A 20355-nucleotide genomic window follows, 5' to 3' on the forward strand; every position below is an offset into this window, starting at 1 on the left:
CTCGGGGAGTTTTTGCCGTCAGAGCGCGTAGCTACGGCCATGTTACTCGTTCGCGGGACCGCCGGGGGGACCGGACTGACTGGCACGCTGTACGAACCGGGCGAGGAGCCCCCCTCGTACCGCGGTGCGCCGGACGAAGGAGCGCCCTACGTCTGGGTGTGTGACTCCTTCTACGAGGTCGAGAGCGGCGGACAGGCTCAGACCGTCGGCGACCGGGAGCTACGGGTCGCCTTCGAGTCGCCGATGCCACGGGGGTTCGAGACCCGCGAGGCGGCGCTCTCGGCGGCCAGAGAGCACGTCCGCACCCAGTTCGTCCGCCTCGGCGTCGACGCGGACGCCGTCGAGGTGTCGGTGCTCCAGCCAGAGGAAGCGTAGCTCAGAACGTCTCCTCGATGGCCCCCCAGCGGAGGTCGTTGTACGACGAGTCGCGGTCGATGTCGAACTCCCGTTCGATGCGGCGGGTGAGTTCCTCGCTCCCCTGTCGGTCGATGCTCGCGAGTTCGTCGGCCTTCGCGATGGCCAGCGGCGGGCCGCGCTCGGCGGCCACGTCGTGGAGTACCTGACGCGTGAGCCGTTCCCGTCGGTCGGGGTCCTTCGTGAACGCGTAGGGGGCTTCGACGCGGAAGACGAGGTCGGTGCGGGGGTCGTAGCAGACGAAGAACGTGACCTCGTACAGTTCGGAGTCCAGCGTCCGCTCGATGCCCAGTGCGTCGCCGTCGGCGGCCATCGTCCCGTCGGTGCCGGCCCGCGAGCGGAACCAGTTGGTGCAGGTGAGTGCGTCGTCCTGCCGCTCGCCCTCGTCGTCCCGACGCTCCAGCACGTGGCGGAAGAAGGCGCTGTCGTTCGTCCACGGGGCGGTGGTCTTCTTGCGGACGGCGCGGGTCAGGGGCTTCCGCGAGGAGTTCTTGACGAACCCGACGAGTGGCACGTCTCGCTCGACGAACCGTTCGACGAGTTCGACGTAGTTGCCGACCACGCTCTTCGGGCGGTCGTCCTCGGCCAACACCTCCGCGAGTTCGGTGTCCCTGTCGGCCCACCGGAGGAGTCCGGTCGGGTAGATGGGGCCGTCCAGCACGAACAGGTCCTCGACCGAGTCGGCGTTCAACAGCGCGTGCTCGCTCTCGGCGAGATACAGCGCCAGCGCGTGGACGACGCGCTGTTCGAAGCGGTCGACCTGCGGGGCGTCGAGGACGCGACGGCGGGCGTACCCCCGGTCGTCGGCCCGCCAGTCGCCGTCGAACTGGAGCGTCGTGTCGTTCGAGTGGACGGCCATGATGATGGTCCGCCCGCGGTGGAGGTCCACGTCGGAGGGCGTCGCGCTCATCGCCGCCTGTGCGACGTCCAGTACGAGGCCGTTCTTGAACGTGGTCGGGTTGATGGTCCCCGAGTCCAGCCCGTGTTGGGTCGGGAACGGGGGGTCTTCCAGCGCGATGTCGGCGATGGGGACTTTCCGACGGCGTCGCTCGCCGAGTGGGACCAGTATCTCGCGGCCGGTGGTGTCGTACAGCGGGTCCAGAAAGTTCGCCCACACCTCCTCGGCGGCGGCCCCTTGGTCACTCGACTCGACGGTCGCACCCACCTGTCCGGCGAGTTTCGCGATACCGTCGACGTGTACCGGGTCCAACGTCATGTGCGTGGGTTCGCTGGCGGGAGCATAACTCTGGTGGGGTCTACCCACTGTAACGGACGGGGTTTCGATGGGCAGCGGCGACGCTTCCGACAGCCAGCAACCCCGTGATTTCGACGCCGGTACCGGACGAGACGGTCCGGCTATCGAACCTCGTGCCGCAGGACCGGACGGACTCCACAGATTGGCACAACGGTTAGGTGGGCGCTGGTGGTAGCCGGCAGTATGTCGCCAGCATCGGCCGTGAACGTCGCCCCGAACTCGTCCCTGTGCTGAGATGGTGCTGTTCGACGCGCTGTTCGTCGGCGTCGCCGTCGTCGCGCTCTGGTTCGGCGCGGACCGGTTCGTCACCGGCGCTGGTCGTATCGCCCGCCAACTGGGAGTTCCGGGCCTCGTTGTCGGCCTCACCGTCGTCGCCTTCGGCACCTCGGCGCCGGAGTTCGCCGTGACGATAGACGCCGCACTCGCGGGCCAGACGGACATCTCCGTCGCGAACGTCGTCGGGTCGAACGTCCTCAATCTGGGGTTCGTCCTCGGCGGGGTCGCCCTCGTCCGGTCGCTTGCGACCTCCAGAGCGCTCGTCCGCCGAGACTCGGTGTTGCTCGTCGTGACGACGGTGGCCCTGCTCGGTCTGGTCGTCGACGGCCGCCTCGGCCGCCTCGAAGGGGCGCTCCTGTTCGCCGGACTGCTGGGGTACCTCCTCTATCTCGCTCGGAACGGGGGCGACCAGATGGCCGCCGCCGTGGACCAGCCGTTCCACTGGCCCGACGTGGGCCGCCTCGTCGCCGGCCTCGGACTGGTCGTCGGCGGCGGGCACCTCCTCGTGCTGTCGGCCGTCGACATCGCACAGGCACTGGGTATCTCCGAGTGGGTCATCGGCATCACCGTCGTCGCCGCCGGCACCTCCCTGCCGGAGTTCGTCACCTCGCTGGCGGCGGCCAGACAGGGCCGGACCGGCATCTCGGCGGGCAGCCTCGTCGGGAGTTGCATCTTCAACGTCCTCGGTGTGCTGGGACTCGCGGCCGTGGTCCACCCGCTCCCGGTGACGCCGGTGGGCATCGAGGGGACGGCGTGGCTACTCGGGACCGTCGTGCTCGTGACGGTGCTGTTCTACACCGACGCCGCCCTGTCGCGGCTAGAAGGTGGGGTGCTGGTCGCGCTCAACGCCGCCAACTGGCTGGCGAACCTGTTTTGATCACTCCTTGCCGGATTCCTCGCGCAGGAGCCGTTCGATGGCCTCTGCGATCTCCTCGTAGGAACTCATCGAGAGCCCGTCGGTGGTGATGAGAACGCCCTGTCGGTCGGTAGTGGCCCGCAAGAGGTAGCCGTTCTCGAAGGCCCGAACGGTGAATCTGTACTCGCCGAGTTCGGAGTCCTGATAGGCGTTTTTCGTCTGCTTGTACCCCTGCCACTCGTGACCCACGAAGTCGTTGAGGTCCGCGTCCTGCTCTAAGTCCTCCCGCAGATACAACTGCTCGAAGTTCGCACGCGTGAAGTAGGTGACCGACCGCAGCGAGTCGCCAGTGGCGGTGCGAGCCGTCGTGACGATGCTGTCGGCGAGATCGTCCGAGAGGATGTTTCGTGTCATGCCCGTAGGGTGACGGGCCAGCCTCTTAACGTCGGGGTTCCCGGCACCCCCGGACGGCGACCCTCTGGGACGGTTTTCACTCGCCTCGTTCGTCTTCCAACGCTTCGAGCGTCTCGTGGGCCTCGACGGCGTAGGTCAGCGCTGGCCCGCCACCCATCACGACGGCGACTTTCAGCGCGTCGACGACTTCCTCGTGGGTCGCGCCGGCTTTCAGCGCCGCGTCGGTGTGCCAGAGGATGCAGTTCTCACAGTGGACGACGACGCTGATAGCCAGCGACACGAGTTCCTTCGTCTTGTGGTCCAACGCGTCGTCACCTTCTGCGGTTTCGAGGAACCCCGTGAACTGTTCTATCTCCGGTGCGTCCGTCAGCAGGTCGCCGAGCGCCTTGTTGAACGACGCCAGTTCGGCAGTTCGTGTCATCAAGTGTGAATTTGTTCACTGGGGTGAAAGAGCTACCGTCGGTGAAGAAATCCGGGGGCTTGCGAGCGACCGAAGGGCTATTAGGCCGGTCACGCCACCCTCCGAGTATGCAAGTCGGGCTCGTCATCCTCGACGGCTGGGGCCGCAACCCGGACGACGACGTACGGGACGCCGTGGCCGCGGCCGACACGCCGAACTTCGACCGGTACTGGGACGCAGGCGCACACTCGACGCTGGAGACCCACGGCCGCCGCGTCGGTCTCCCCGAGGGACAGATGGGGAACTCCGAGGTGGGCCACCTCAACATCGGCGCCGGCCGCGTCGTCAAGCAGGACTCCGCTCGCGTCAGCGACAGCATCGCCCGCTCGCGGGGCGAAAGTCCGCCGGACGACGACGCGCAGGACCCCGCGTTCTTCGAGAACCCCGAGATACTGTCGGCGTTCGAGTACGCCGAATCACACAGCGGGCGCGTACACTTCATGGGACTGGTCTCCGACGGGGGCGTCCACTCCTATCAGGACCACCTCCACGCGCTCGTCGAACTCGCCGGCGAGCGGGGCGCCGACGCCGTGACACACGTCTTCACCGACGGTCGGGACACCTCGCCGACGGGCGGCGAGGACTACCTCGCGGAACTGGCGGCTCACGCCGACGAACACGGCACCGGCCACGTCGCCACCGTCTGCGGACGCTACTACGCGATGGACCGCGACCAGAACTGGGAGCGGACCCGCCGTGCCTACGACGCCATCGTCAACCGCGAGGCCGAGTTCACCGCCGAGACGGCCGTCGACGCCGTCACCGAGTCCTACGAGCGCGGCGAGACCGACGAGTTCGTCGAACCGACGCTCGTGGCGGGCGGTCCCGCACTGGCGGACGGCGATTCGGTCGTCTTCTTCAACTTCCGCTCGGACCGCGCCCGACAACTCACTCGGATGCTCGCCGACATCCGCCCCGAGGACTGGGGCGCCGACACCGAACCGCCCGAGACGCGGCTGGTGACGATGACCCAGTACGACGCCACCTTCGACGTGCCCGTCGCCTTCCCGCCGAACCAACCGGAGAACGTGCTGGGCGAGGTGCTGGCCGAGGCCGGCGAGACGCAGCTCCGCATCGCCGAGTCCGAGAAGTACCCCCACGTCACGTACTTCCTCAACGGCGGTCGCGAGGTGGCGTTCGAGGGCGAGATTCGCCACATCGTCGAGAGCCCCGACGTGCCCACCTACGACCTCCAGCCGGAGATGAGCGCCCCGGAGGTCACCGACACCGCCGTCTCGGTCGTCGAGGACGAGGACCCCGGCGCGATGGTGCTCAACTACGCGAACCCGGACATGGTCGGCCACACGGGCGACTACGAGGCCGCAATCGAGGCCGTCGAGGCCGTCGACGAGCAACTGGGCCGCCTCGCCGAGGCTGTCCAGTCGGCCGGCGGACACCTGCTGATCTGTGCCGACCACGGCAACGCCGACGACATGGGCACCGAGGACGACCCCCACACCGCCCACACGACCAACCCGGTGCCGTTCATCTACCTCTCGGCCGACGGCACTGCCGACGGGAAGACGGCCCGCGACGGCGGCACCCTCGCCGACCTCGCGCCGACGATGCTGACACTGATGGGTATCGACCGCCCCGAGGAGATGACCGGCACGCCGCTGGTCGAGTGAGGAGTCACGCGCGCTCGCTCGTCCGTATCCGTCTGCCGCGTCTGAGTGCGGCGAGGCCGACGAGGACACCGAGCGACGAGACCCACCACCTGCCTTCGACGCCGCCGTCGACCTGTCGCGCGGCGACGTAGTAGTAGCGCCCGTCCGCTTCGACGAACTTCGCTCCGTCTTCCTCGACGTGTGAGCGGGCGGTGCCGTCCTCGATGGCGGCGGCGACCGGCGGGCTGACGTATTCGAACGAACTACTCACGGTATCGAGAACCGTCGCGGCGGAGACACGCTCTAGAGACAGCGTCACCGCCTCCCCGTGCTCCGTGGCGCTCCTGCGGTAGAACCCATCGTCGAGACGGACGTATCGCGCGCGAGGCGTCGTCTCGTACCGGGTGACGTTGACTGTCGCGCGCCCCCGTTTCGCGAGGGACTCCGACAGGTAACAGGAGTACGACCCACGGAGTCGGACGCAGTCGACGCCCCGGACCGGTTGCATGCGATACGCCGGATGCGGCCGCGTCTCGAACTCGACGCTGTCGCCCACCGGCGTCACCTCGACCGCTCGGTACTCGTAGGTCGGTTCGCCGAGGCCGAGCGTGTAGACGAACAGCGGGTTCAAGACCAGCAGGAGGCCGAGACCGAGGGAGACGACGGCCCGCTGTCGTTCGCTGGGGGACCAACCACGATAGAGCATACGCTGGTTGCAGTTGTCGTATCGACGGAATATTCGTTTCGTCTGAGCGCCACGAACCGATCAGTGCTCCAACTTCTCGTTGGCCTGTGTGAGTTCGTAGCGAATCACGAGCGGGTCGATGTCCTCGACCAGTTGTTCGCGCTCTCTCCGGATAGCGTCGGCGTCGCCCGGCGGGAACTCCGCGGCCAGTTCCACGGCCCGGTCGAAGTCGTCGCGGGCCGCAGAGAGCAGGTCGTAGGCGGCCTCGTCGTTGCCCGCTTCCCACTCCCACTCGCCGGCCGCGCGTCGCTCGCGGGCGCACTCGACTCGCGCTCTCACGAGGTCGGCGATGACCGGTTCGGTCTCCTCGCGGACCGTCTCGGAGTCGCCGTCGAAGGGGCGCTCGCCGGCGGTCACGACCCGCGCCACCACGCGGTAGGCGTCCAGTGCGTCTTCGAGCGCCGCGACGCGGTCGGCGGGGTCGCCCTCGTCGTCCACGGCGTCGTAGGCCTCGCGAGCGGCTTCGATGGGGCGTGCGGTGACGGACGCTTCGAGGTCGTCGGCCGCCGCGAGGCCCGCCTGTGCGGGTTCGTCGTCGACGTCGTGGGCGGTCGCCACGTCGGTCGCGTCCTGAAACCGCTCGCGGGCGGTCTCGACGCGGTCGTGACTGGCTTCGAACGCGCCGTCGTCGAGCAAGCGCTCGGCCTCCGAGAGGAGTTCCTCGCCGCGTCCGACGTGACGGTCCCGGACGAGGCGGTAGAGGTCGGTCGAGAGCCGTTCGACGCGGTCGACGACGCCGTCGATGGGCGCGTCGTCGGCGCCGTCGCGGGCGGTTTCGAGCGCGGACTCTGCGGCGGCCCGGCGGTCGTCGAACGCCGCCCAGTTCGCCGCATCGAGCGCTGCCGCGAGGGCGTCACAGTGACCGTCGAGTTCGTCCAGTGCAGTTGTCACCTCGCCCCACCCGTCACAGGCGTCGGCGAGGAACTGTGCCACGTCGTCGACGTCCGCCTCGCGGGCGGTGAACGACCACGTCGCGCCTGCCGCCGTCTCGAACCGAAGACTGGCGGTGAGCATCTCGGTGACTGCCGTCGCGTCGGTGACGTCGGCGTACGGGAGCGACGCGACGAAGTCCCCGTCGTGCCCGTCGGGGTCGCCCACGAGGAGGAGGACCCGTCGGTCGGTGAGGCCGGCGACGGCACCACAGTCCGCTGCTGGTCGTATTTGGACCGTCTCCTCGCGAGTCCGTTCGACGCCGACGCGCTGGTTCAGCAGGACGTAGAACAGTTCCTCTTCGCCGCCGAGATAGTCACGGAGCGGCCGCTCACGGAGGTGTGCGTCGGTCCGCGTTCGGTCCCCTGCCTCTCCAGATACCATCGCTACGGTCGGACTGCCGTCCGGCGCGCCCGGTTTCGTGTCTGTCGTATCTGACTGATAATTCCAGCATAAAGCTAGTGATTCGGGGACGGTCTGCCGGGACCAACGCAGCCATATATGATCAGTCTCCGTCACTCTGGGGCCTGACGAGTCAGGTACCGCGGCGGCACCGCGTCGGTCGTGTACGTCCCGGTGCCGCGGCGAGTGACGTCGCGCCCGTCGGCCTCCATCGCGGCGGCGTCGACGGCGAACACCACGGGATCGCTCGCGTGGCGGCGACCGACTTCGCGGGCGTCCGCGACGCTCCCCGAGAGGTGGACGTGCTGGCGGCCCATCGGCTTCAGTCCGTCGCGCTCGATGGCGTCGACGTTCCGCGGGGCGGTGCCGTGGTACAGCGTCTCCGGTACCGTTTCCTCGCCGGTGTCCAGCGAGACGCCGACGGAGTGGCCGTAGGCCGCGCGAATCCGGTCGTCCTCGCCACCGTCGCCACCGGTCCGCTCGAACCGGCCTTTCGGGTCCGTCGCGACGACTCCTGCGAGCATCTCGCGGTCGGCCCAGTCGTAGGTCCGTTCGACGGCGGCGACCAGCGCCGCGAACGGCGTCCATCCCGCCGCGTCGAGTTCGAGGCCGGCGTCCTCGGGGAAGTGCCTGAGCGCTCCCGAGACGAACTTCGAGAGCCGTCGTCGTCGGTCGCCCCGGAGGACGAGGCGGCCGCTGTCGCCACAGTTCGGACACTGCTCGCCCTCGAAGAACCCGTGGTCGTCGCAGGTTCGCACCTCGGCAGGCATCACCTCACGGTCGGCCGGTGACCGACAAAAGCGTCCCGCTCACCCGGTGCGGAAGGAGAGGTCGAGCGTGGGCGCGGAGTGGGTCAGCGCCCCCATCGAGATGACGTCGACGCCGGTGGCGGCGTAGTCGGCCACGTCCGCGACGGTGATGCCGCCGCTGGCCTCCGTGAGCGCGTCGCCCTCGGCCGCGGCCACGAGGTCGACCGCTCGTTCCGTCTCGGCGACGCTCATGTTGTCGAGCAGGACGACGTCCGCGCCCGCTTCGACGGCCTTCGGCGCGTCTTCGGGCCTCTCGACTTCCACGTCGAGTTGCGTGGCGAAGGAGGCCCGTTCACGGAAGTGGGAGATGGCACCGTCGAGTCCCATCTCCGCGACGTGGTTGTCCTTGACCATCACCATGTGCGAGAGGTCGAGGCGGTGGGTGTCCCCGCCGCCCGCGGCGACGGCCCGTTTCTCGACGCCGCGCAGGCCGGGCGTGGTCTTGCGAGTTCCCGCGATTCGCACGTCGTCGTCGACGGCACGCGCCTCGTCCACGGCTTCCCGCGTCTTCGTGGCGATACCCGAGGCGTGCCCGACGACGTTGACGGCGACGCGTTCGCCCCGCAACACCTCGCGGGCGGGTCCCTCGACGCTGAGGACCACGTCGCCGGTCGCTATCGACGTGCCGTCGTCGACGGCCTCGGTGACGGTCACGCCTACGTACTCGAACACCGCTCGCGCGGCGTCCACCCCGGCAACGACGCCGGCTTCCTTCGCGACCAGACGGCCCTCGGTGTCGCCCGGCACGTCGTTCGTCACGTCGTGGTGGCCCACGTCCTCGCGGAGCCACCGTTCGACGTCGGCGTCCGTAATCATCAGTCGTCGGCCGGGGGTTCCGGCTGGTCGGGTTCGACGAGGTTGTGGGTGCCGACGCTCTCCGTGTTCTCGGCGGCGTGGCGGGCCACCAGCAGCGCGGTGACGCTGGCGTGCCGGAGTTCGTACAGCGACCGGGACGTTCGCGTGCGGACGTAGGCGTCGACCTCGCCCTTGAGACGGCGCAGAACCGCCATCGCGCGGTTCAGTTCTTCGGGGTCGCGCTCGACGCCCAACTGCTCGTCCATCACGCGACGCAGGCGGTGGAACTTATCGCGGGCGAACTTCGGCGGGAGGTCCGGGTCCCGTTCCAGCAAGTCCGGCGCCTCGATCGGCGCGACGGGCCGGCCGGCGGCGTCCTCACCGGCGCGCAGGCCCCACACCAGCCCTTCGAGCAGAGAGGTCGACGCGAGGCGGTTCGCGCCGTGGACGCCGGTCCGGGAGCACTCCCCGACGGCGTAGAGACGGTCGAGCGTCGTCCGGCCGTACTCGTCGACGGCGACGCCGCCACAGAGGAAGTGTTCGGCCGGGGCGACCGGAATCCCCGTCTCCCAGTCGACGCCGTGGTCTTCGCACCGCTCTGCGAGGCCGGGGAACTCCTCGGCGAAGTCGACAGGTGAGACGTCGAGCGTCACCTCGCCAGTCGCCTCTCGTTCGGCCTTCACGGCGCGGGCGACCACGTCCCGCGGCGCGAGTTCGGCGTCCGCGTGGTAGTCCGGCATGAACCGCTCGCCCTCGCCGTTCCGCAGGAGGCCGCCCTCACCGCGGACCGCCTCGCTGACGAGGAAGGCGACGTCGCCGTCCGCTCCGGCGGTTCCACCGCCTCCGTCCGAGCCACGGGGTGGCTCGCTAACACACGCAGTCGGGTGGAACTGGACGTACTCCATGTCCTCGACGTCGGCGCCGGCGAGCGCGGCCATCGCGATGCCGTCGCCGGTGGCGTTATCGGGGTTGGTCGTCCGCGGGTACAGTTCGCCGATGCCGCCGGTGGCGAGGACGACGCTCCCCGCGTAGTGTGGGGTCACCTCGCCGTCGGCTTCGAGCATCGCGCCGTGGACCTGCCCCTCGTGGCGAATCAACTCCAGCGCGGCGGTGTCGTCCAGAATCTCGACGCCGTCGTGGTCGTCGAGATAGTTCAGGAACGGGACGTGAATGTGCTTGCCCGTCGCGGCGTCGACGTGGAGGATGCGGTCCTCGCTGTGGGCGGCCTCGCGGGTGTAGTCGGGGCCGTCCCCGTTCTGGTCAAATTCGACGTCGAGCGTGTCGAACAGCACGTCCTCGACGGCTTCGTTGGCGTTCTCGACCAACACGTCGACGGCGTCGGGGTCGGCGGTGTCGTCGCTGGCGGCGACGATGTCCCGTTTGAACTGCTCGGGGTCGTCGCGAGAGACGGCGATGCCGCCCTGTGCCCACCACGAGGAGGCTCCCTCGGGGCGGGTGGCCTTCGTCGCGAGGGTGACCTCGCTGCCCTCGCTGCTCGCGGTTCCACCGCTCGCTCGTTCCGAGCTCTCACGCTGTTCGAGCTCGCGAACGGCCCCCAGCGCCGCCGCGAGCCCGGCGATGCCGGACCCGACGACCAGCACGTCCGAAGTGTCGTGTTCGCTCATGATCAGATCTCCAGCATCCGGTCGAGCGCGACCTGCGCCAGTTCCTTCTCCTCGGGCGCGACTTCGATGACGTTGCGCTCGCGGCCTGCGAGGAGTTCTTCCAGTACCCACGTCAGGTAGTTCGGGTCTATCTGGCGCATGGCGTTGCAGTCCATGCAGGCGTCGCCACAGAGCGGAACCACGTCCACTTCTGGGTGCCACCGCTGGAGGTGGTTGGTGAGGTGAATCTCGGTGCCGATGGCCCACGTCTCGCCGGGGTCGGCGTTCTCGATGGTCTCACAGATGGTCGCCGTCGACCCGACCACGTCGGCGGCCTCGACGACTTCGCGGCGGCACTCGGGGTGGACGATGACGTTCGCCTCGGGGTCGTCGGCCCGAATCTGTTCGATGTGGTCCTCGCGGAATCGCTCGTGGACCTGACAGTACCCCTCCCAGAGGATGACGTCGTTCTCGACGGCCTCTTCGGCGTCGGTGCCCTCGGGGTCCCACGGGTCCCACTCGACCGTTTCGTCGGCCATATCGAGTCTGTGGGCCGTGTTCTCGCCGAGGTGCTTGTCGGGCAGGAACAGTACCTTATCGCCCCGCTCGAAGGCGTACTCGAAGGCCTTGTGGGCGTTCGAGGACGTACAGACCAGCCCGCCCTGTTCGGCGCAGAACGCCTTCAGGTCGGCGTAGCTGTTCATGTACGTGATGGGGATGATGTCCTCGTCCGTCGCGGCGGTCAGTTCCGCCCACGCCGCGTCGACCTGCAGGGCCTCGGCCATCCCCGCCATCGGGCAGGAGGCCTCCATCGACGGCAGGATGACGCTCTGGTCCTCGTCCGTGATGATGTCGGCGGACTCTGCCATGAACGTCACGCCGCCGAAGATGACGTAGTCGGCGTCGCTCTCGGCCGCCTCGACGGAGAGTTGGTAGGAGTCGCCGATGAAGTCGGCGTGCTCGACGATTTCGCGTCGCTGGTAGTTGTGGCCGAGGATGACCACGTCGTCGCCGAGTTCTTCGAGCGCGGCTTCGATGCGCTCGGTCCGTTCGTCCTCCTCGAGGTCCCGGTACGCCGGGGGGAGCTGTTCGAGGTTGTCGTACTTGAAGAGACTGAGGTCGGTTTCGAACTCAGCCGTTTCCATTTCGGGCACGGTTGACGCACCTATCGGTACTAAACCGTTCGGACTGTGGTGTTGAAAAGATTTCTCCTTCAATACGCGTTCGTGTTGGGAATCGCACCTCGATACCGGCGATTGTCGAATTGTGGTGTCTGTTACCGCGGAGCAAATAGCGGGGATGACCGTCCCGATAAGCCAGCCCTATCGCGGTTGTCGGGTCGCTAATCCTCCGTTTACTTAGTGCATCTCGGCCGTCCGGCGGGCTATGCCACAGACGGACGACGTCGACTACGGCCGCAGGACCGTCCTCGCGGCGGTACTGGCGGCGACGCTCCCCGGGTCGGCCGCCGCACGCGCACACGACGTCTCGTCGTTCCCCCGGGCGATGATGACCGCCGCCGGGCCCCCGTCGTCAGCGGTGTTTCCGCAGGGCGTCGCCAGCGGCGACCCCACGCCGACCGGCGCCGTCCTCTGGACGCGCGTCTCGCCCGACGCGCACCGCGAGGGGGTGCCCCTCCGATTGACCGTCGCCCGCGACGCCGCCCTCTCGAACACCGTCGGGTCGTGGCGCGTCCCGGCCGACCGGGTCGCAGACCACGACTACACTGTCAAGGCCGCCCTCGACGGGGAACTGGAACCCGACCGGCGCTACTACTACCGGTTTGCCTACGACGGCGCGACGAGTCCGGTCGGGCGCTGTCGGACTCTCCCCGCGCCCGACGCCAGTCCGGACCGGGTCGCGTTCGCCCTCGCGACGTGTCAGGACTACCGCAACGGCTACTACGGCGCGTACCACCACGTCGCGAACGAGGACGTCGACTTCGTCGTCCACCTCGGCGACTTCATCTACGAACACGGCGGCGGGCAGTTCGACGACCGCTCGCTCTCCCTGCCCAGCGGCGAGAACGTGGCGATGGACCTCGACGACTTCCGTTATCTCCACCGCACCTACCGCACGGACCGGTTTTTGCAGGAAGCGCTGGCCGCCCACGCCATCATCCAGACGTGGGACGACCACGAGATAGTGAACAACCGCTACTGGGACTACGAGACGGGTCGCCCCTACGCCGGCCGCGGTGACCACCCGCGCAACGACGACCCCGAGTTCATGACGCAACTGTTCGCCGACGGTATCCGGGCGTGGTGGGAGTACACGCCGACGCGGGTCGCCTACGACCCCGACGCCGACTCGCTGCTGGACCAGATAGACCTCTGGCGACGCTACCGCTTCGGTGACCTCGTGGACCTGTTCGTCACCGACGAGCGACTGTACCGGACCGCGCCCGCCGACGGCGCGCAGTTCGGCGCCCGCATCGGCGAGAGCGACGGCGAGATAACCGAGACGATGCTCGGCGAGCGCCAGCGCCGGTGGTTCACCGACCGACTCGCCGGCAGCGACGCGACGTGGTCGGCGTGGGCCAACGAGGTGTTGGCGATGGAGTTCGACCTCGATTTGGGCGGCGTCGAACTGCTCAACGCCGACGCGTGGGACGCCTTCGCCGCCGAACGCGACCGGATTCTCCGGGCCGCAGCGGAGAGCGACAGTTCGCTGGTCGCGCTCACCGGCGACATGCACACCGCGCTGGCGGGCTACATCGAGGGGCGGGACCGCCGATACGGCGTCGAGTTCATGACGCCCGCGATCACGAGCCAGAACCTCCGCGAGTTGCTCGGCCTGCCGAACGACCCCGAGGTTCGGCGCCTCGTCGAGCGATACGTACAGGAGTACAACCCCCACGTCCGGTTCTTCGACAGCCACGACTGGGGGTACGCCACCGTCGAGTTCACGCCCGACGCCTGCACGTACAGCGCCTACGGCGTCGACAAACGGACGAACTCGGCGAACGCGAACCGACGGTTGCTGGCCCGGTTCCGGTGCCCGGCCGGGGAGTACTCGTTGCAACGACGCGGATGACGTTCTTCGGTCGGGCGAACTCACACCTGCACAGCCAGACCGTCCCGAGCGTCTCGGCTCGCGTCGGTAAGAGCAACTGTTAGGGCCCTCCCCATCCACGCGCCTGTATGACCGACATCGACGCCGAAACCCTCGCCGACCGAGTCCGCGAGGGCGAGTTGCGCCTGTACGAACTCGAAGCCCACACCGACGCCGAGACGGCCGCCGCCGCCCGCCGGCGCCTGCTGGCCGAGGAGACCGGCGTAGACCTCGACGTGATCGCCGAGTACGCCTTCGACGCCGCCGACGCCGAACCGAACATCGAGAACATGATCGGCGCGGCCCAGATTCCGATGGGCGTCGTCGGCCCCCTGCCCATCGACGGCGGCGCGGCCGAGGGCGAGCACTACCTCCCGCTGGCGACCACCGAGGGCGCCCTGCTGGCCTCAGTCAACCGCGGCGTCTCGACCATCCGGAACGCCGGCGGCGCTACCGCGCGCGTCCTCAAGTCCGGGATGACTCGCGCGCCGGTGTTCCGGGTCGAAGACGTCGCCGAGGCCGGCGAGGTGTCCTCGTGGGTCCGAGAGAACGTCGACCGACTCGCCGAGGCCGCCGAGTCGACGACCAGCCACGGCGAACTACAGGACGTGACTCCCTACGTCGTCGGCGACAGCGTCTTTCTGCGTTTCTCCTACGACACGAAGGACGCGATGGGGATGAACATGGCGACCATCGCCACCGAGGCGGCCTGCGACGTGGTCGAGCGCGAGACGCCCGCGGACCTCGTGGCCCTGTCGGGCAACCTCTGTTCGGACAAGAAACCCGCCGCCATCAACGCCATCGAGGGCCGGGGTCGGACCGTCTCGGCGGACGTGCTGATTCCCCACGAACAGGTCGAGGAGCGCCTCGACACCACGTCGGCGGCCATCGTCGAGGCAAACACCCGGAAGAACCTCGTCGGGTCGGCCAAAGCCGGCGCGCTGGGCTTTAACGCCCACGCGGCCAACGTCGTCGCCGCCGCGTTCCTCGCGATGGGACAGGACGCCGCGCAGGTCGTCGAGGGGAGCAACGCCATCACGACCGTCGACGACCGCGAGGACGGCCTCTACGCCTCCGTCACCATCGCCTCGCTGGAGGTCGGCACCGTCGGCGGCGGGACGGGCCTGCCGACCCAATCGGAAGCACTCGACGTACTGGGGTACGGTGGCGGCGGCGACCCCGCCGGGAGCAACGCCGACGCGCTGGCGGAGGTCATCGCTGCGGGTGCGCTGGCGGGCGAACTCTCGCTGCTGGCGGCGCTGTCCTCGCGACACCTCTCCTCGGCCCACGCCGAACTCGGGCGGTAACCGGACCCACCGGACGGACGACCACTTTCACTTTCACTCCGGAGGTGTGGCTCCGGTTTATCCCCCGACGCTCACAACGTCCGAAAGCGTCCGCCGGGCAGCACCCGCGGGCGCGCCACTACTATGTCCCCACCACCGACCGACGACGAGTCGACAGTATCGCTCACACATCGACTCCTCCACCTGCTGAAGTTGCTCGCGACGACGCTCGCGGCGCTGGCGGGACTGGCGAAGACGCTCGGGTGGGTCTGACGGCCCACCACCGTTTTCAGCGTCCCTGCGTGACCAGAAAGCCGACGCCGGCGACGAGGACGACGACGCCGGCGATCAACACAGGTCCGCTCCCGAGGAACGGGCCGAGCGCCAGCAGTGCCCACGCGACGGCGAAGATACCGTGTGCGGCAGCGAACAGTCGGTGGCCCCGCCGGGCGAAGACGACGAATCCGAGCGAGAAGCCCAGCGTCAGGACGACGGCCGACAGCGCGACGACGCTCACCGAGAGGCCGCCCAGCGACACCGGGCCGACGACCGGCACGAGCAGATACAGCAAGCCCGAGAGGCCGACGAGCGACCCGACGGCGACGGGGCCGGGTTCGAGGTCCAGCGAGGAGTTCATAGCAACCGGTAGACGCCACGGGACTTCGACGCCTGCCCCGACCGGACGAGTTTGCGGAGCGTCTTCTCCGTGTAGTCGGCGGGGACGCCCCGTTCCGCGGCGTAGGCCACTACGTCGTCCTCGGTCGGACCGTCGAGTTCGCGCAGTGCCGACAGCACCGTCTCCTTGCGACTCGACCCGCTGGTCGCCCCCTGTTCGGCACGCTCGCCCGCGGCCGCCACCTCGTCGCTGTCGAGGCCCGACGCTTCGAGGTACGTCTCGTCGTCGATGCCCGACGCCTCGACCTGACGGTCCATCTCGGCGTAGGAGTCCAGTTCGGCGAAGGCGTCGCCCTCGCCCTGCCGGTTCGCGAGCATCGAGGCCCGCACCTCGCGAGCGTGGGCCTCGTCGTCCGTCTCGACGAACTTCCGCCGCTTCGCGTGCTTGCGGCGCTTCCCACAGCGGGGACACTGCGTGGTCTCCGGCCGTCCCTCCACGACCCAGAGGGCGCTACACTCGCTACACCCGACAACCGCGTACATACCGGTGCGTTGGGCCGGTTCGGGGTTGAACGTTCGGATTGTGCGCATCCGTGGATTTACGCTGTCGTCCGCCGATACCCCGTGCATGCAGGAAGTTCCACAGGCCGCGAGCGAGACGGTCGAAGTCGTCGACGGCGTCCACCTCACGCAGCTGGCCGCCGGCGAGGCGATGAGCGTCCAGCACTTCCACATCGAACCCAGCGCCGTAGTACCCGAACACAGCCATCCCCACGAACAGGTGGGCTACGTGATCACGGGGACGCTCACCTTCGAGGTCGACGGCGAGGAGTTCGTCGTCGGCCCGGGCGACTCTTACGTCGTTCCCGGCGACGAGCCACACGGCGCGGAGAACCGCCGAGACGACCCAGTCAGCGGTATCGACGTGTTCAGCCCGCCCCGAACCGACCCCGACTGGCTGGACTGACGCGAGTCGACGTAAGACACTTCTCCGCACGCGGGCAACCGCCGCGTGTGTCAAGGTCACGCACGCTCGCGCTCGCAGTCGCACTCCTGTTCGTGACCGCGGGGTGTCAGAGCCTCGGGACAGAGGCTGCGGACGGCCCCGAGACGGTGACCCCGGCACCCGTGCCGACGACCACCACGACGCCGGTCGGCGGGGATACGGGCGTCGACACGGGCCGCATCGCCGACCGCCACCGGGCCGCCCTCGACGGCCGGTCGTACACCATCACGGTGGCCTTCACCGTCCAGTACGACAACGGTTCGACCGGCCGCCTGCGCGACCGGTTCGTCGTCGGACCCGAGGAACGGTACCGCTGGAACCGCCGCGTCGCCGGGCCGTACCCCGAGAGGGTCCGCGACCACGCCGCGTGGCAGAGCGAGTCGGGGTCGGCCATCCGCCGGACGCTGGAGAACGGCACCACGAGCGTCGGCCGCGGCGACGTCGTCGGTCCGAGTGACCCGTCCCTGTCGTTCTACGTCGCCCGGTTGATACGGGGGTTCGACGTCTCCGCCGAGGGGACGCCGGAGGGACGGCGACTCTACGGCACCAGCGACGAGGCCCGGTCGGTCCCGCTCCCGGCCGGCCTGACAGACGGGCACGACAGCGCCATAAACGTCCGCATCCGCGACGGCGTCGTCACCTCTCTCGCCATCGGCTGTCGGGCCAGACTGCGCGAGACGGGGCAGCCGGTGTGGTTCCGCTTCGACTTCTTCGTCAGCGACGTCGGCGGCGCGCCACCGACGGAACCGTCGTGGGCGACGACGGCCACGCCGGCCGCGGACCGGACCGAGACTGCGACCCCCTCGTGACCCGGCGAGCGACGCGTTCGCCCCGGTTTCGCGACAGACGTTTGTGTCTCGGGCACCTGCACTGAACGATGCGGCTCCGCGTGCTCGTGCTGGGCTGTGCGCTCGTGCTGGCCGGCTGTAGCGGTTTTACTCCGTCGGAGAGTTCGGAGACGGTGACCCCGGCGCCGGTGCCGACCGACGGCCTTCGCTATCCGCCCGGCGTGACCGACGACGGCGTGGTGCCGTCCGCGCTGGCGAGCGCACACGCGGGGGCGCTGTCGACCGACGGGTACACGCTGACGAGCGAACAGCGGGTCTACGACGAGGACGGCGACCTCGAACGCCGGACCGACCACGTCCGCTGGATCGCCGCCAATACCTCGACCTACCGCGGCCGGTTCCAGCAGAACGCCAGCGAGTACCGGGCCGGGTGGCGTACGACGCGGGTGGACTACTGGGCCAACCGCTCTATCGTCGCCACTCGCTACGAGAACCAGCGCGGCGAGGTGACGTTGCTTCGCTGGCCGGCCGAGAACAGCGACCTGCTCACCGACCTCACCGACCAGCAGCGACTGGAGGGGGAACTCGCGGCCGTCGAGATGCGCGTCGCGCGCCGGGAAGCCGACGGCGACGTGGTCCTCGTCGGATCACGCCCGCGGGACACCGACCGACTGGTGACGCCGCTGTTCGCCCGCGACGTAACGAACGTCTCCGTCCGGATGCGGGTCCGCTACGACGGGACCGTCGTCGCTCGAAGACTCAGCTACGACGCCGCCCTCAGCGGCGACCGGGTCCACATCGTCCGGGAGGTCCGAGTCACCGACGTCGGCGAGACGGCCGTCGAGCGCCCCGACTGGGTACAGAACACGACCGTCACCCAGCGGCGATAGCGGCCGCTCGCCGGCGAGTGCGAAAGAATGTGGCGTGTTAGCGAGGGTCGCTTACGCGAGCTTCTCGATGTTCTCGACGACCTTGTCGGCGAACTCGGAGGTGGCGAGCTTGTTGCCGCCTTCGATCTGCCGTTCGAGGTCGTAGGTGACGTCGCCGTTGGAGATGGTCTCCTCGACGGCGTCGCGGACGAGCTGGCCGGCGTCCTTCCAGCCCATGTACTCCAGCATGAGACGGCCGGAGAGAATCATCGCGGTCGGGTTGACCTTGTCCTCGCCGGCGTACTTCGGGGCGGAGCCGTGGACCGGTTCCGCGAGACAGCGGGCCTCACCGAAGTTCGCACCGGGGGCGATGCCGAGGCCGCCGATCTGTGCGCCGGCGGCGTCGGACATGTAGTCCCCGTTGAGGTTCATCGTCGCGATGACGTCGTACTCGTCCGTACGAGTGAGGAGCTGCTGGAGCATGTTGTCGGCGATGCGGTCGTTGACAACGAGGGTTCCCTCGGGCTGTTCGCCGTCGTACTCCTCCCAGAGTTCGTCCTCGGTGATGACGTCCTCGCCGTACTCCTCTTCGGCGACCTCGTAGCCCCAGTCACGGAAGGCGCCCTCGGTGAACTTCATGATGTTGCCCTTGTGGACGAGGGTGACGGAGTCACGCTCCTCTTCGAGGGCGTAGTCGATGGCCTCACGGACCAGCCGCTTGGTGCCGAACTCGGTAATCGGCTTGACGCCGATACCGACCGGGCCGTCGTGGATGGTGCTGTCGAAGCCCATCTCCTCCTCGACGAACTCCTTGACCTCCTGCACTTCGTCGGTGCCGGCCTCCCACTCGATGCCGGCGTAGACGTCTTCGGTGTTCTCCCGGAAGGTGACCATATCCATCTTCTCGGGTTCCTTCACGGGGGACGGGACGCCGTCGAGGTGGTAGGTCGGTCGAACGTTCGCGTACAGGTCGAGCGTCTTCCGGAGCGCGACGTTCAGCGAGCGGAAGCCGGCACCGACGGGGGTCGTCAGCGGCCCCTTGATGGCGACGTTGAACTCCTTGATGGCCTCGACGGTGTCGTCGGGCAGGTTCTCGTCGTACTTCTCGCGAGCGGACTCACCGGCGTAGACGCGCATCCACGAGATGTCACGCCCGGTGGCGTTCGCGGCGGCCTCCAGCACCTTCTGGGCGGCCGGACCGACGTCGGTCCCGATACCGTCCCCGTGGATGATGGGGATGATGGGGTTCTCGGGAACGTCGAGTTCGTTGTCGTCTGTGACCTCAATCTGCTGGCCCTCTTCGGGCACCTCCACTTTCTCGTAGTCGTAGCCCATACCTCGCGCATCGATAGTCGCGCCTAAAGGACTGCCGTTTTCCCGTAGACGTGGTAACGAACGGCATTAAAAACTCAGCCGACACTACCGCAGTGCGTCGACCATCGCCTTCAGTTCCATCGGACCGTTCGTGAGGAGCGCTCGCGGGAACCGTCGCCGGGCCCCGTCGATAGCGTCTTCGAGTGCGGCGTCGGCGTCCTCGAACACCCCCGCGCCGTGGCCCAGCAGGATTCGCTCGGGGTCGAGATCCGCGAACGTCTCCCGCGGCGGGAACAGGCGACTGAACACCCGCATCGAGAGGCGTTCAGATCCGACGGTGTAGGGCCCGCCCGCGAAGAAGTCGGGGACGTACAACGTCCCGTCGGCCTCGCGGTAGGCGACAGTCTCGCGCCACGCGCGGAGTGGGTTGAGCCGTCGGAGTTCGAAGCCGGCGAGCGAATGGGTCGCCCGCTCGGTCGGGACGTCGAGACGGTCGGCGACCCGGTCTAGCCCCGTCGGCACCGTCACCGGAACGCCGTGTCGCTCGGCGAACACCGCCGCGTCTCTGGCGTGGTAGTCGGCGAGGACGGCGACGCCGGCCACCTCGCCGAGGTCGGCGTAGCAGTCGTCGACGCCGGGGGCGTCCAGCGGGTCGACCAGCCAGACGCCGCCGTCGGGGCCGCGGACCGCGTGACTCGTTCGCTGGCCGCCCTCCTCGGGGAAGGCCTGCCAGCCGACGCCGCCCTCCCACCGGTCGAGGACGCGGTACGCCTCGGCGTCGTCGCGCGCGTACATCGGCACGTCGGTACGCCGCAGTGGGCCGGGGATATATTTTCCGTCTGGCGCCCGAGAGGTG

General features: G+C 68.7%; 22 protein-coding genes. 9 read left to right on the top strand and 13 right to left on the bottom strand.

The window, feature by feature from the left end:
• The first annotated feature begins 39 nt into the window (after nt 1-39).
• Nucleotides 40-375, top strand: coding sequence for a DUF7113 family protein (locus IEY28_RS09225; RefSeq protein ID WP_188996612.1), 336 nt, complete (start codon nt 40-42; stop codon nt 373-375).
• 1 nt (nt 376) lies between these two features.
• Here IEY28_RS09225 and IEY28_RS09230 read toward each other — a convergent pair whose 3' ends face one another.
• On the bottom strand, nt 377-1630 hold the full coding sequence (locus IEY28_RS09230; RefSeq protein WP_188996614.1) for a DNA double-strand break repair nuclease NurA: 1254 nt from the start codon (nt 1628-1630) through the stop codon (nt 377-379).
• 274 nt (nt 1631-1904) lie between these two features.
• On the opposite strand from IEY28_RS09230, the gene IEY28_RS09235 reads away from it, so the two are divergent.
• A complete protein-coding gene (locus IEY28_RS09235; RefSeq protein ID WP_188996616.1) occupies nt 1905-2822 on the top strand; it encodes a sodium:calcium antiporter in 918 nt (305 codons plus the stop codon).
• Here the strand turns inward: IEY28_RS09235 and IEY28_RS09240 are convergent, their stop codons facing one another.
• Nucleotides 2823-3215, bottom strand: a complete 393-nt coding sequence (locus IEY28_RS09240; RefSeq protein WP_166972191.1) for a DUF7522 family protein — start codon at nt 3213-3215, stop codon at nt 2823-2825.
• Nucleotides 3216-3291: 76 nt separating this feature from the next.
• Nucleotides 3292-3636: a carboxymuconolactone decarboxylase family protein gene (locus IEY28_RS09245; RefSeq protein WP_188996618.1), complete on the bottom strand. Its 345-nt coding sequence runs from the start codon at nt 3634-3636 to the stop codon at nt 3292-3294.
• Between the two features lie 107 nt (nt 3637-3743).
• Between IEY28_RS09245 and gpmI the strand changes: the two genes are divergently transcribed.
• Complete coding sequence (gene gpmI / locus IEY28_RS09250) at nt 3744-5303, top strand: 2,3-bisphosphoglycerate-independent phosphoglycerate mutase (RefSeq protein ID WP_188996620.1); 1560 nt, start codon at nt 3744-3746, stop codon at nt 5301-5303.
• A gap of 4 nt (nt 5304-5307) precedes the next feature.
• On the opposite strand, the gene IEY28_RS09255 is transcribed toward gpmI, so the two are convergent.
• The 6 genes from IEY28_RS09255 to nadA all read right to left on the bottom strand — a co-directional run bounded on the left by IEY28_RS09255 (nt 5308) and on the right by nadA (nt 11712).
• Nucleotides 5308-5988, bottom strand: coding sequence for a DUF8127 domain-containing protein (locus IEY28_RS09255; RefSeq protein WP_188996622.1), 681 nt, complete (start codon nt 5986-5988; stop codon nt 5308-5310).
• 60 nt (nt 5989-6048) lie between these two features.
• Nucleotides 6049-7341 carry a hypothetical protein gene (locus IEY28_RS09260; protein ID WP_188996624.1) on the bottom strand — a complete coding sequence of 431 codons (1293 nt, stop codon included), beginning with the start codon at nt 7339-7341 and terminating at the stop codon, nt 6049-6051.
• Nucleotides 7342-7472: 131 nt separating this feature from the next.
• On the bottom strand, nt 7473-8129 hold the full coding sequence (locus IEY28_RS09265) for an RNA 2'-phosphotransferase (RefSeq protein ID WP_188996626.1): 657 nt from the start codon (nt 8127-8129) through the stop codon (nt 7473-7475).
• A 39-nt stretch (nt 8130-8168) separates the two neighbouring features.
• On the bottom strand, nt 8169-8984 hold the full coding sequence (gene nadC, locus IEY28_RS09270) for a carboxylating nicotinate-nucleotide diphosphorylase (RefSeq protein ID WP_188996628.1): 816 nt from the start codon (nt 8982-8984) through the stop codon (nt 8169-8171).
• Nucleotides 8984-10588 (bottom strand): L-aspartate oxidase, encoded by a 1605-nt coding sequence (locus IEY28_RS09275; RefSeq protein WP_188996630.1) that lies wholly within the window; start codon nt 10586-10588, stop codon nt 8984-8986. Before IEY28_RS09275 ends, nadC begins: the two co-directional genes overlap by 1 nt.
• Before the next feature lie 2 nt (nt 10589-10590).
• Nucleotides 10591-11712, bottom strand: a complete 1122-nt coding sequence (nadA, locus tag IEY28_RS09280; protein WP_188996632.1) for a quinolinate synthase NadA — start codon at nt 11710-11712, stop codon at nt 10591-10593.
• Between the two features lie 241 nt (nt 11713-11953).
• Between nadA and IEY28_RS09285 the strand changes: the two genes are divergently transcribed.
• From IEY28_RS09285 to IEY28_RS20760, 3 genes are all read left to right on the top strand, one after another.
• Nucleotides 11954-13603 carry an alkaline phosphatase D family protein gene (locus tag IEY28_RS09285; RefSeq protein WP_188996634.1) on the top strand — a complete coding sequence of 550 codons (1650 nt, stop codon included), beginning with the start codon at nt 11954-11956 and terminating at the stop codon, nt 13601-13603.
• 107 nt (nt 13604-13710) lie between these two features.
• Nucleotides 13711-14928, top strand: coding sequence for a hydroxymethylglutaryl-CoA reductase (NADPH) (gene hmgA, locus IEY28_RS09290; RefSeq protein ID WP_188996636.1), 1218 nt, complete (start codon nt 13711-13713; stop codon nt 14926-14928).
• Between the two features lie 123 nt (nt 14929-15051).
• Nucleotides 15052-15180: a hypothetical protein gene (locus IEY28_RS20760; protein WP_255491950.1), complete on the top strand. Its 129-nt coding sequence runs from the start codon at nt 15052-15054 to the stop codon at nt 15178-15180.
• A 16-nt stretch (nt 15181-15196) separates the two neighbouring features.
• On the opposite strand, the gene IEY28_RS09295 is transcribed toward IEY28_RS20760, so the two are convergent.
• Both IEY28_RS09295 and IEY28_RS09300 read right to left on the bottom strand, forming a co-directional pair.
• Nucleotides 15197-15544, bottom strand: a complete 348-nt coding sequence (locus IEY28_RS09295; RefSeq protein WP_166972165.1) for a hypothetical protein — start codon at nt 15542-15544, stop codon at nt 15197-15199.
• The gene (locus tag IEY28_RS09300; protein WP_188996638.1) at nt 15541-16065 is read right to left on the bottom strand and encodes a DUF5817 domain-containing protein; all 525 of its coding nucleotides are present in this window, start codon (nt 16063-16065) and stop codon (nt 15541-15543) included. Before IEY28_RS09300 ends, IEY28_RS09295 begins: the two co-directional genes overlap by 4 nt.
• A gap of 85 nt (nt 16066-16150) precedes the next feature.
• Here IEY28_RS09300 and IEY28_RS09305 point away from each other — a divergent pair, with 85 nt between their 5' ends.
• From IEY28_RS09305 to IEY28_RS09315, 3 genes are all read left to right on the top strand, one after another.
• On the top strand, nt 16151-16489 hold the full coding sequence (locus IEY28_RS09305; protein ID WP_188996640.1) for a cupin domain-containing protein: 339 nt from the start codon (nt 16151-16153) through the stop codon (nt 16487-16489).
• Nucleotides 16490-16536: 47 nt separating this feature from the next.
• Nucleotides 16537-17337 (top strand): hypothetical protein, encoded by an 801-nt coding sequence (locus IEY28_RS09310; RefSeq protein WP_188996642.1) that lies wholly within the window; start codon nt 16537-16539, stop codon nt 17335-17337.
• Between the two features lie 68 nt (nt 17338-17405).
• Nucleotides 17406-18206, top strand: a complete 801-nt coding sequence (locus IEY28_RS09315) for a hypothetical protein (RefSeq protein ID WP_188996643.1) — start codon at nt 17406-17408, stop codon at nt 18204-18206.
• Nucleotides 18207-18257: 51 nt separating this feature from the next.
• Here IEY28_RS09315 and icd read toward each other — a convergent pair whose 3' ends face one another.
• Nucleotides 18258-19520, bottom strand: coding sequence for an isocitrate dehydrogenase (NADP(+)) (icd, locus tag IEY28_RS09320; protein ID WP_188996645.1), 1263 nt, complete (start codon nt 19518-19520; stop codon nt 18258-18260).
• Nucleotides 19521-19604: 84 nt separating this feature from the next.
• Nucleotides 19605-20294, bottom strand: coding sequence for a hypothetical protein (locus tag IEY28_RS09325; protein WP_244995539.1), 690 nt, complete (start codon nt 20292-20294; stop codon nt 19605-19607).
• Nucleotides 20295-20355 lie beyond the last annotated feature (61 nt).

The organism is Haloarcula pellucida, assembly GCF_014647235.1.
Taxonomy (GTDB): Archaea; Halobacteriota; Halobacteria; order Halobacteriales; family Haloarculaceae; genus Haloarcula; species Haloarcula pellucida.

Excerpts from the sequence above, each read along its gene's own strand:
- IEY28_RS09225 (WP_188996612.1), top strand. The coding sequence starts at position 40 with ATGTTACTCGTTCGCGGGACCGCCGGGGGGACCGGACTGACTGGCACG.
- IEY28_RS09230 (WP_188996614.1), bottom strand. The coding sequence starts at position 1,630 with ATGACGTTGGACCCGGTACACGTCGACGGTATCGCGAAACTCGCCGGA.
- IEY28_RS09235 (WP_188996616.1), top strand. The coding sequence starts at position 1,905 with ATGGTGCTGTTCGACGCGCTGTTCGTCGGCGTCGCCGTCGTCGCGCTC.
- IEY28_RS09240 (WP_166972191.1), bottom strand. The coding sequence starts at position 3,215 with ATGACACGAAACATCCTCTCGGACGATCTCGCCGACAGCATCGTCACG.
- IEY28_RS09245 (WP_188996618.1), bottom strand. The coding sequence starts at position 3,636 with ATGACACGAACTGCCGAACTGGCGTCGTTCAACAAGGCGCTCGGCGAC.
- gpmI (WP_188996620.1), top strand. The coding sequence starts at position 3,744 with ATGCAAGTCGGGCTCGTCATCCTCGACGGCTGGGGCCGCAACCCGGAC.
- IEY28_RS09255 (WP_188996622.1), bottom strand. The coding sequence starts at position 5,988 with ATGCTCTATCGTGGTTGGTCCCCCAGCGAACGACAGCGGGCCGTCGTC.
- IEY28_RS09260 (WP_188996624.1), bottom strand. The coding sequence starts at position 7,341 with ATGGTATCTGGAGAGGCAGGGGACCGAACGCGGACCGACGCACACCTC.
- IEY28_RS09265 (WP_188996626.1), bottom strand. The coding sequence starts at position 8,129 with ATGCCTGCCGAGGTGCGAACCTGCGACGACCACGGGTTCTTCGAGGGC.
- nadC (WP_188996628.1), bottom strand. The coding sequence starts at position 8,984 with ATGATTACGGACGCCGACGTCGAACGGTGGCTCCGCGAGGACGTGGGC.
- IEY28_RS09275 (WP_188996630.1), bottom strand. The coding sequence starts at position 10,588 with ATGAGCGAACACGACACTTCGGACGTGCTGGTCGTCGGGTCCGGCATC.
- nadA (WP_188996632.1), bottom strand. The coding sequence starts at position 11,712 with ATGGAAACGGCTGAGTTCGAAACCGACCTCAGTCTCTTCAAGTACGAC.
- IEY28_RS09285 (WP_188996634.1), top strand. The coding sequence starts at position 11,954 with ATGCCACAGACGGACGACGTCGACTACGGCCGCAGGACCGTCCTCGCG.
- hmgA (WP_188996636.1), top strand. The coding sequence starts at position 13,711 with ATGACCGACATCGACGCCGAAACCCTCGCCGACCGAGTCCGCGAGGGC.
- IEY28_RS20760 (WP_255491950.1), top strand. The coding sequence starts at position 15,052 with ATGTCCCCACCACCGACCGACGACGAGTCGACAGTATCGCTCACACAT.
- IEY28_RS09295 (WP_166972165.1), bottom strand. The coding sequence starts at position 15,544 with ATGAACTCCTCGCTGGACCTCGAACCCGGCCCCGTCGCCGTCGGGTCG.
- IEY28_RS09300 (WP_188996638.1), bottom strand. The coding sequence starts at position 16,065 with ATGTACGCGGTTGTCGGGTGTAGCGAGTGTAGCGCCCTCTGGGTCGTG.
- IEY28_RS09305 (WP_188996640.1), top strand. The coding sequence starts at position 16,151 with ATGCAGGAAGTTCCACAGGCCGCGAGCGAGACGGTCGAAGTCGTCGAC.
- IEY28_RS09315 (WP_188996643.1), top strand. The coding sequence starts at position 17,406 with ATGCGGCTCCGCGTGCTCGTGCTGGGCTGTGCGCTCGTGCTGGCCGGC.
- icd (WP_188996645.1), bottom strand. The coding sequence starts at position 19,520 with ATGGGCTACGACTACGAGAAAGTGGAGGTGCCCGAAGAGGGCCAGCAG.
- IEY28_RS09325 (WP_244995539.1), bottom strand. The coding sequence starts at position 20,294 with ATGTACGCGCGCGACGACGCCGAGGCGTACCGCGTCCTCGACCGGTGG.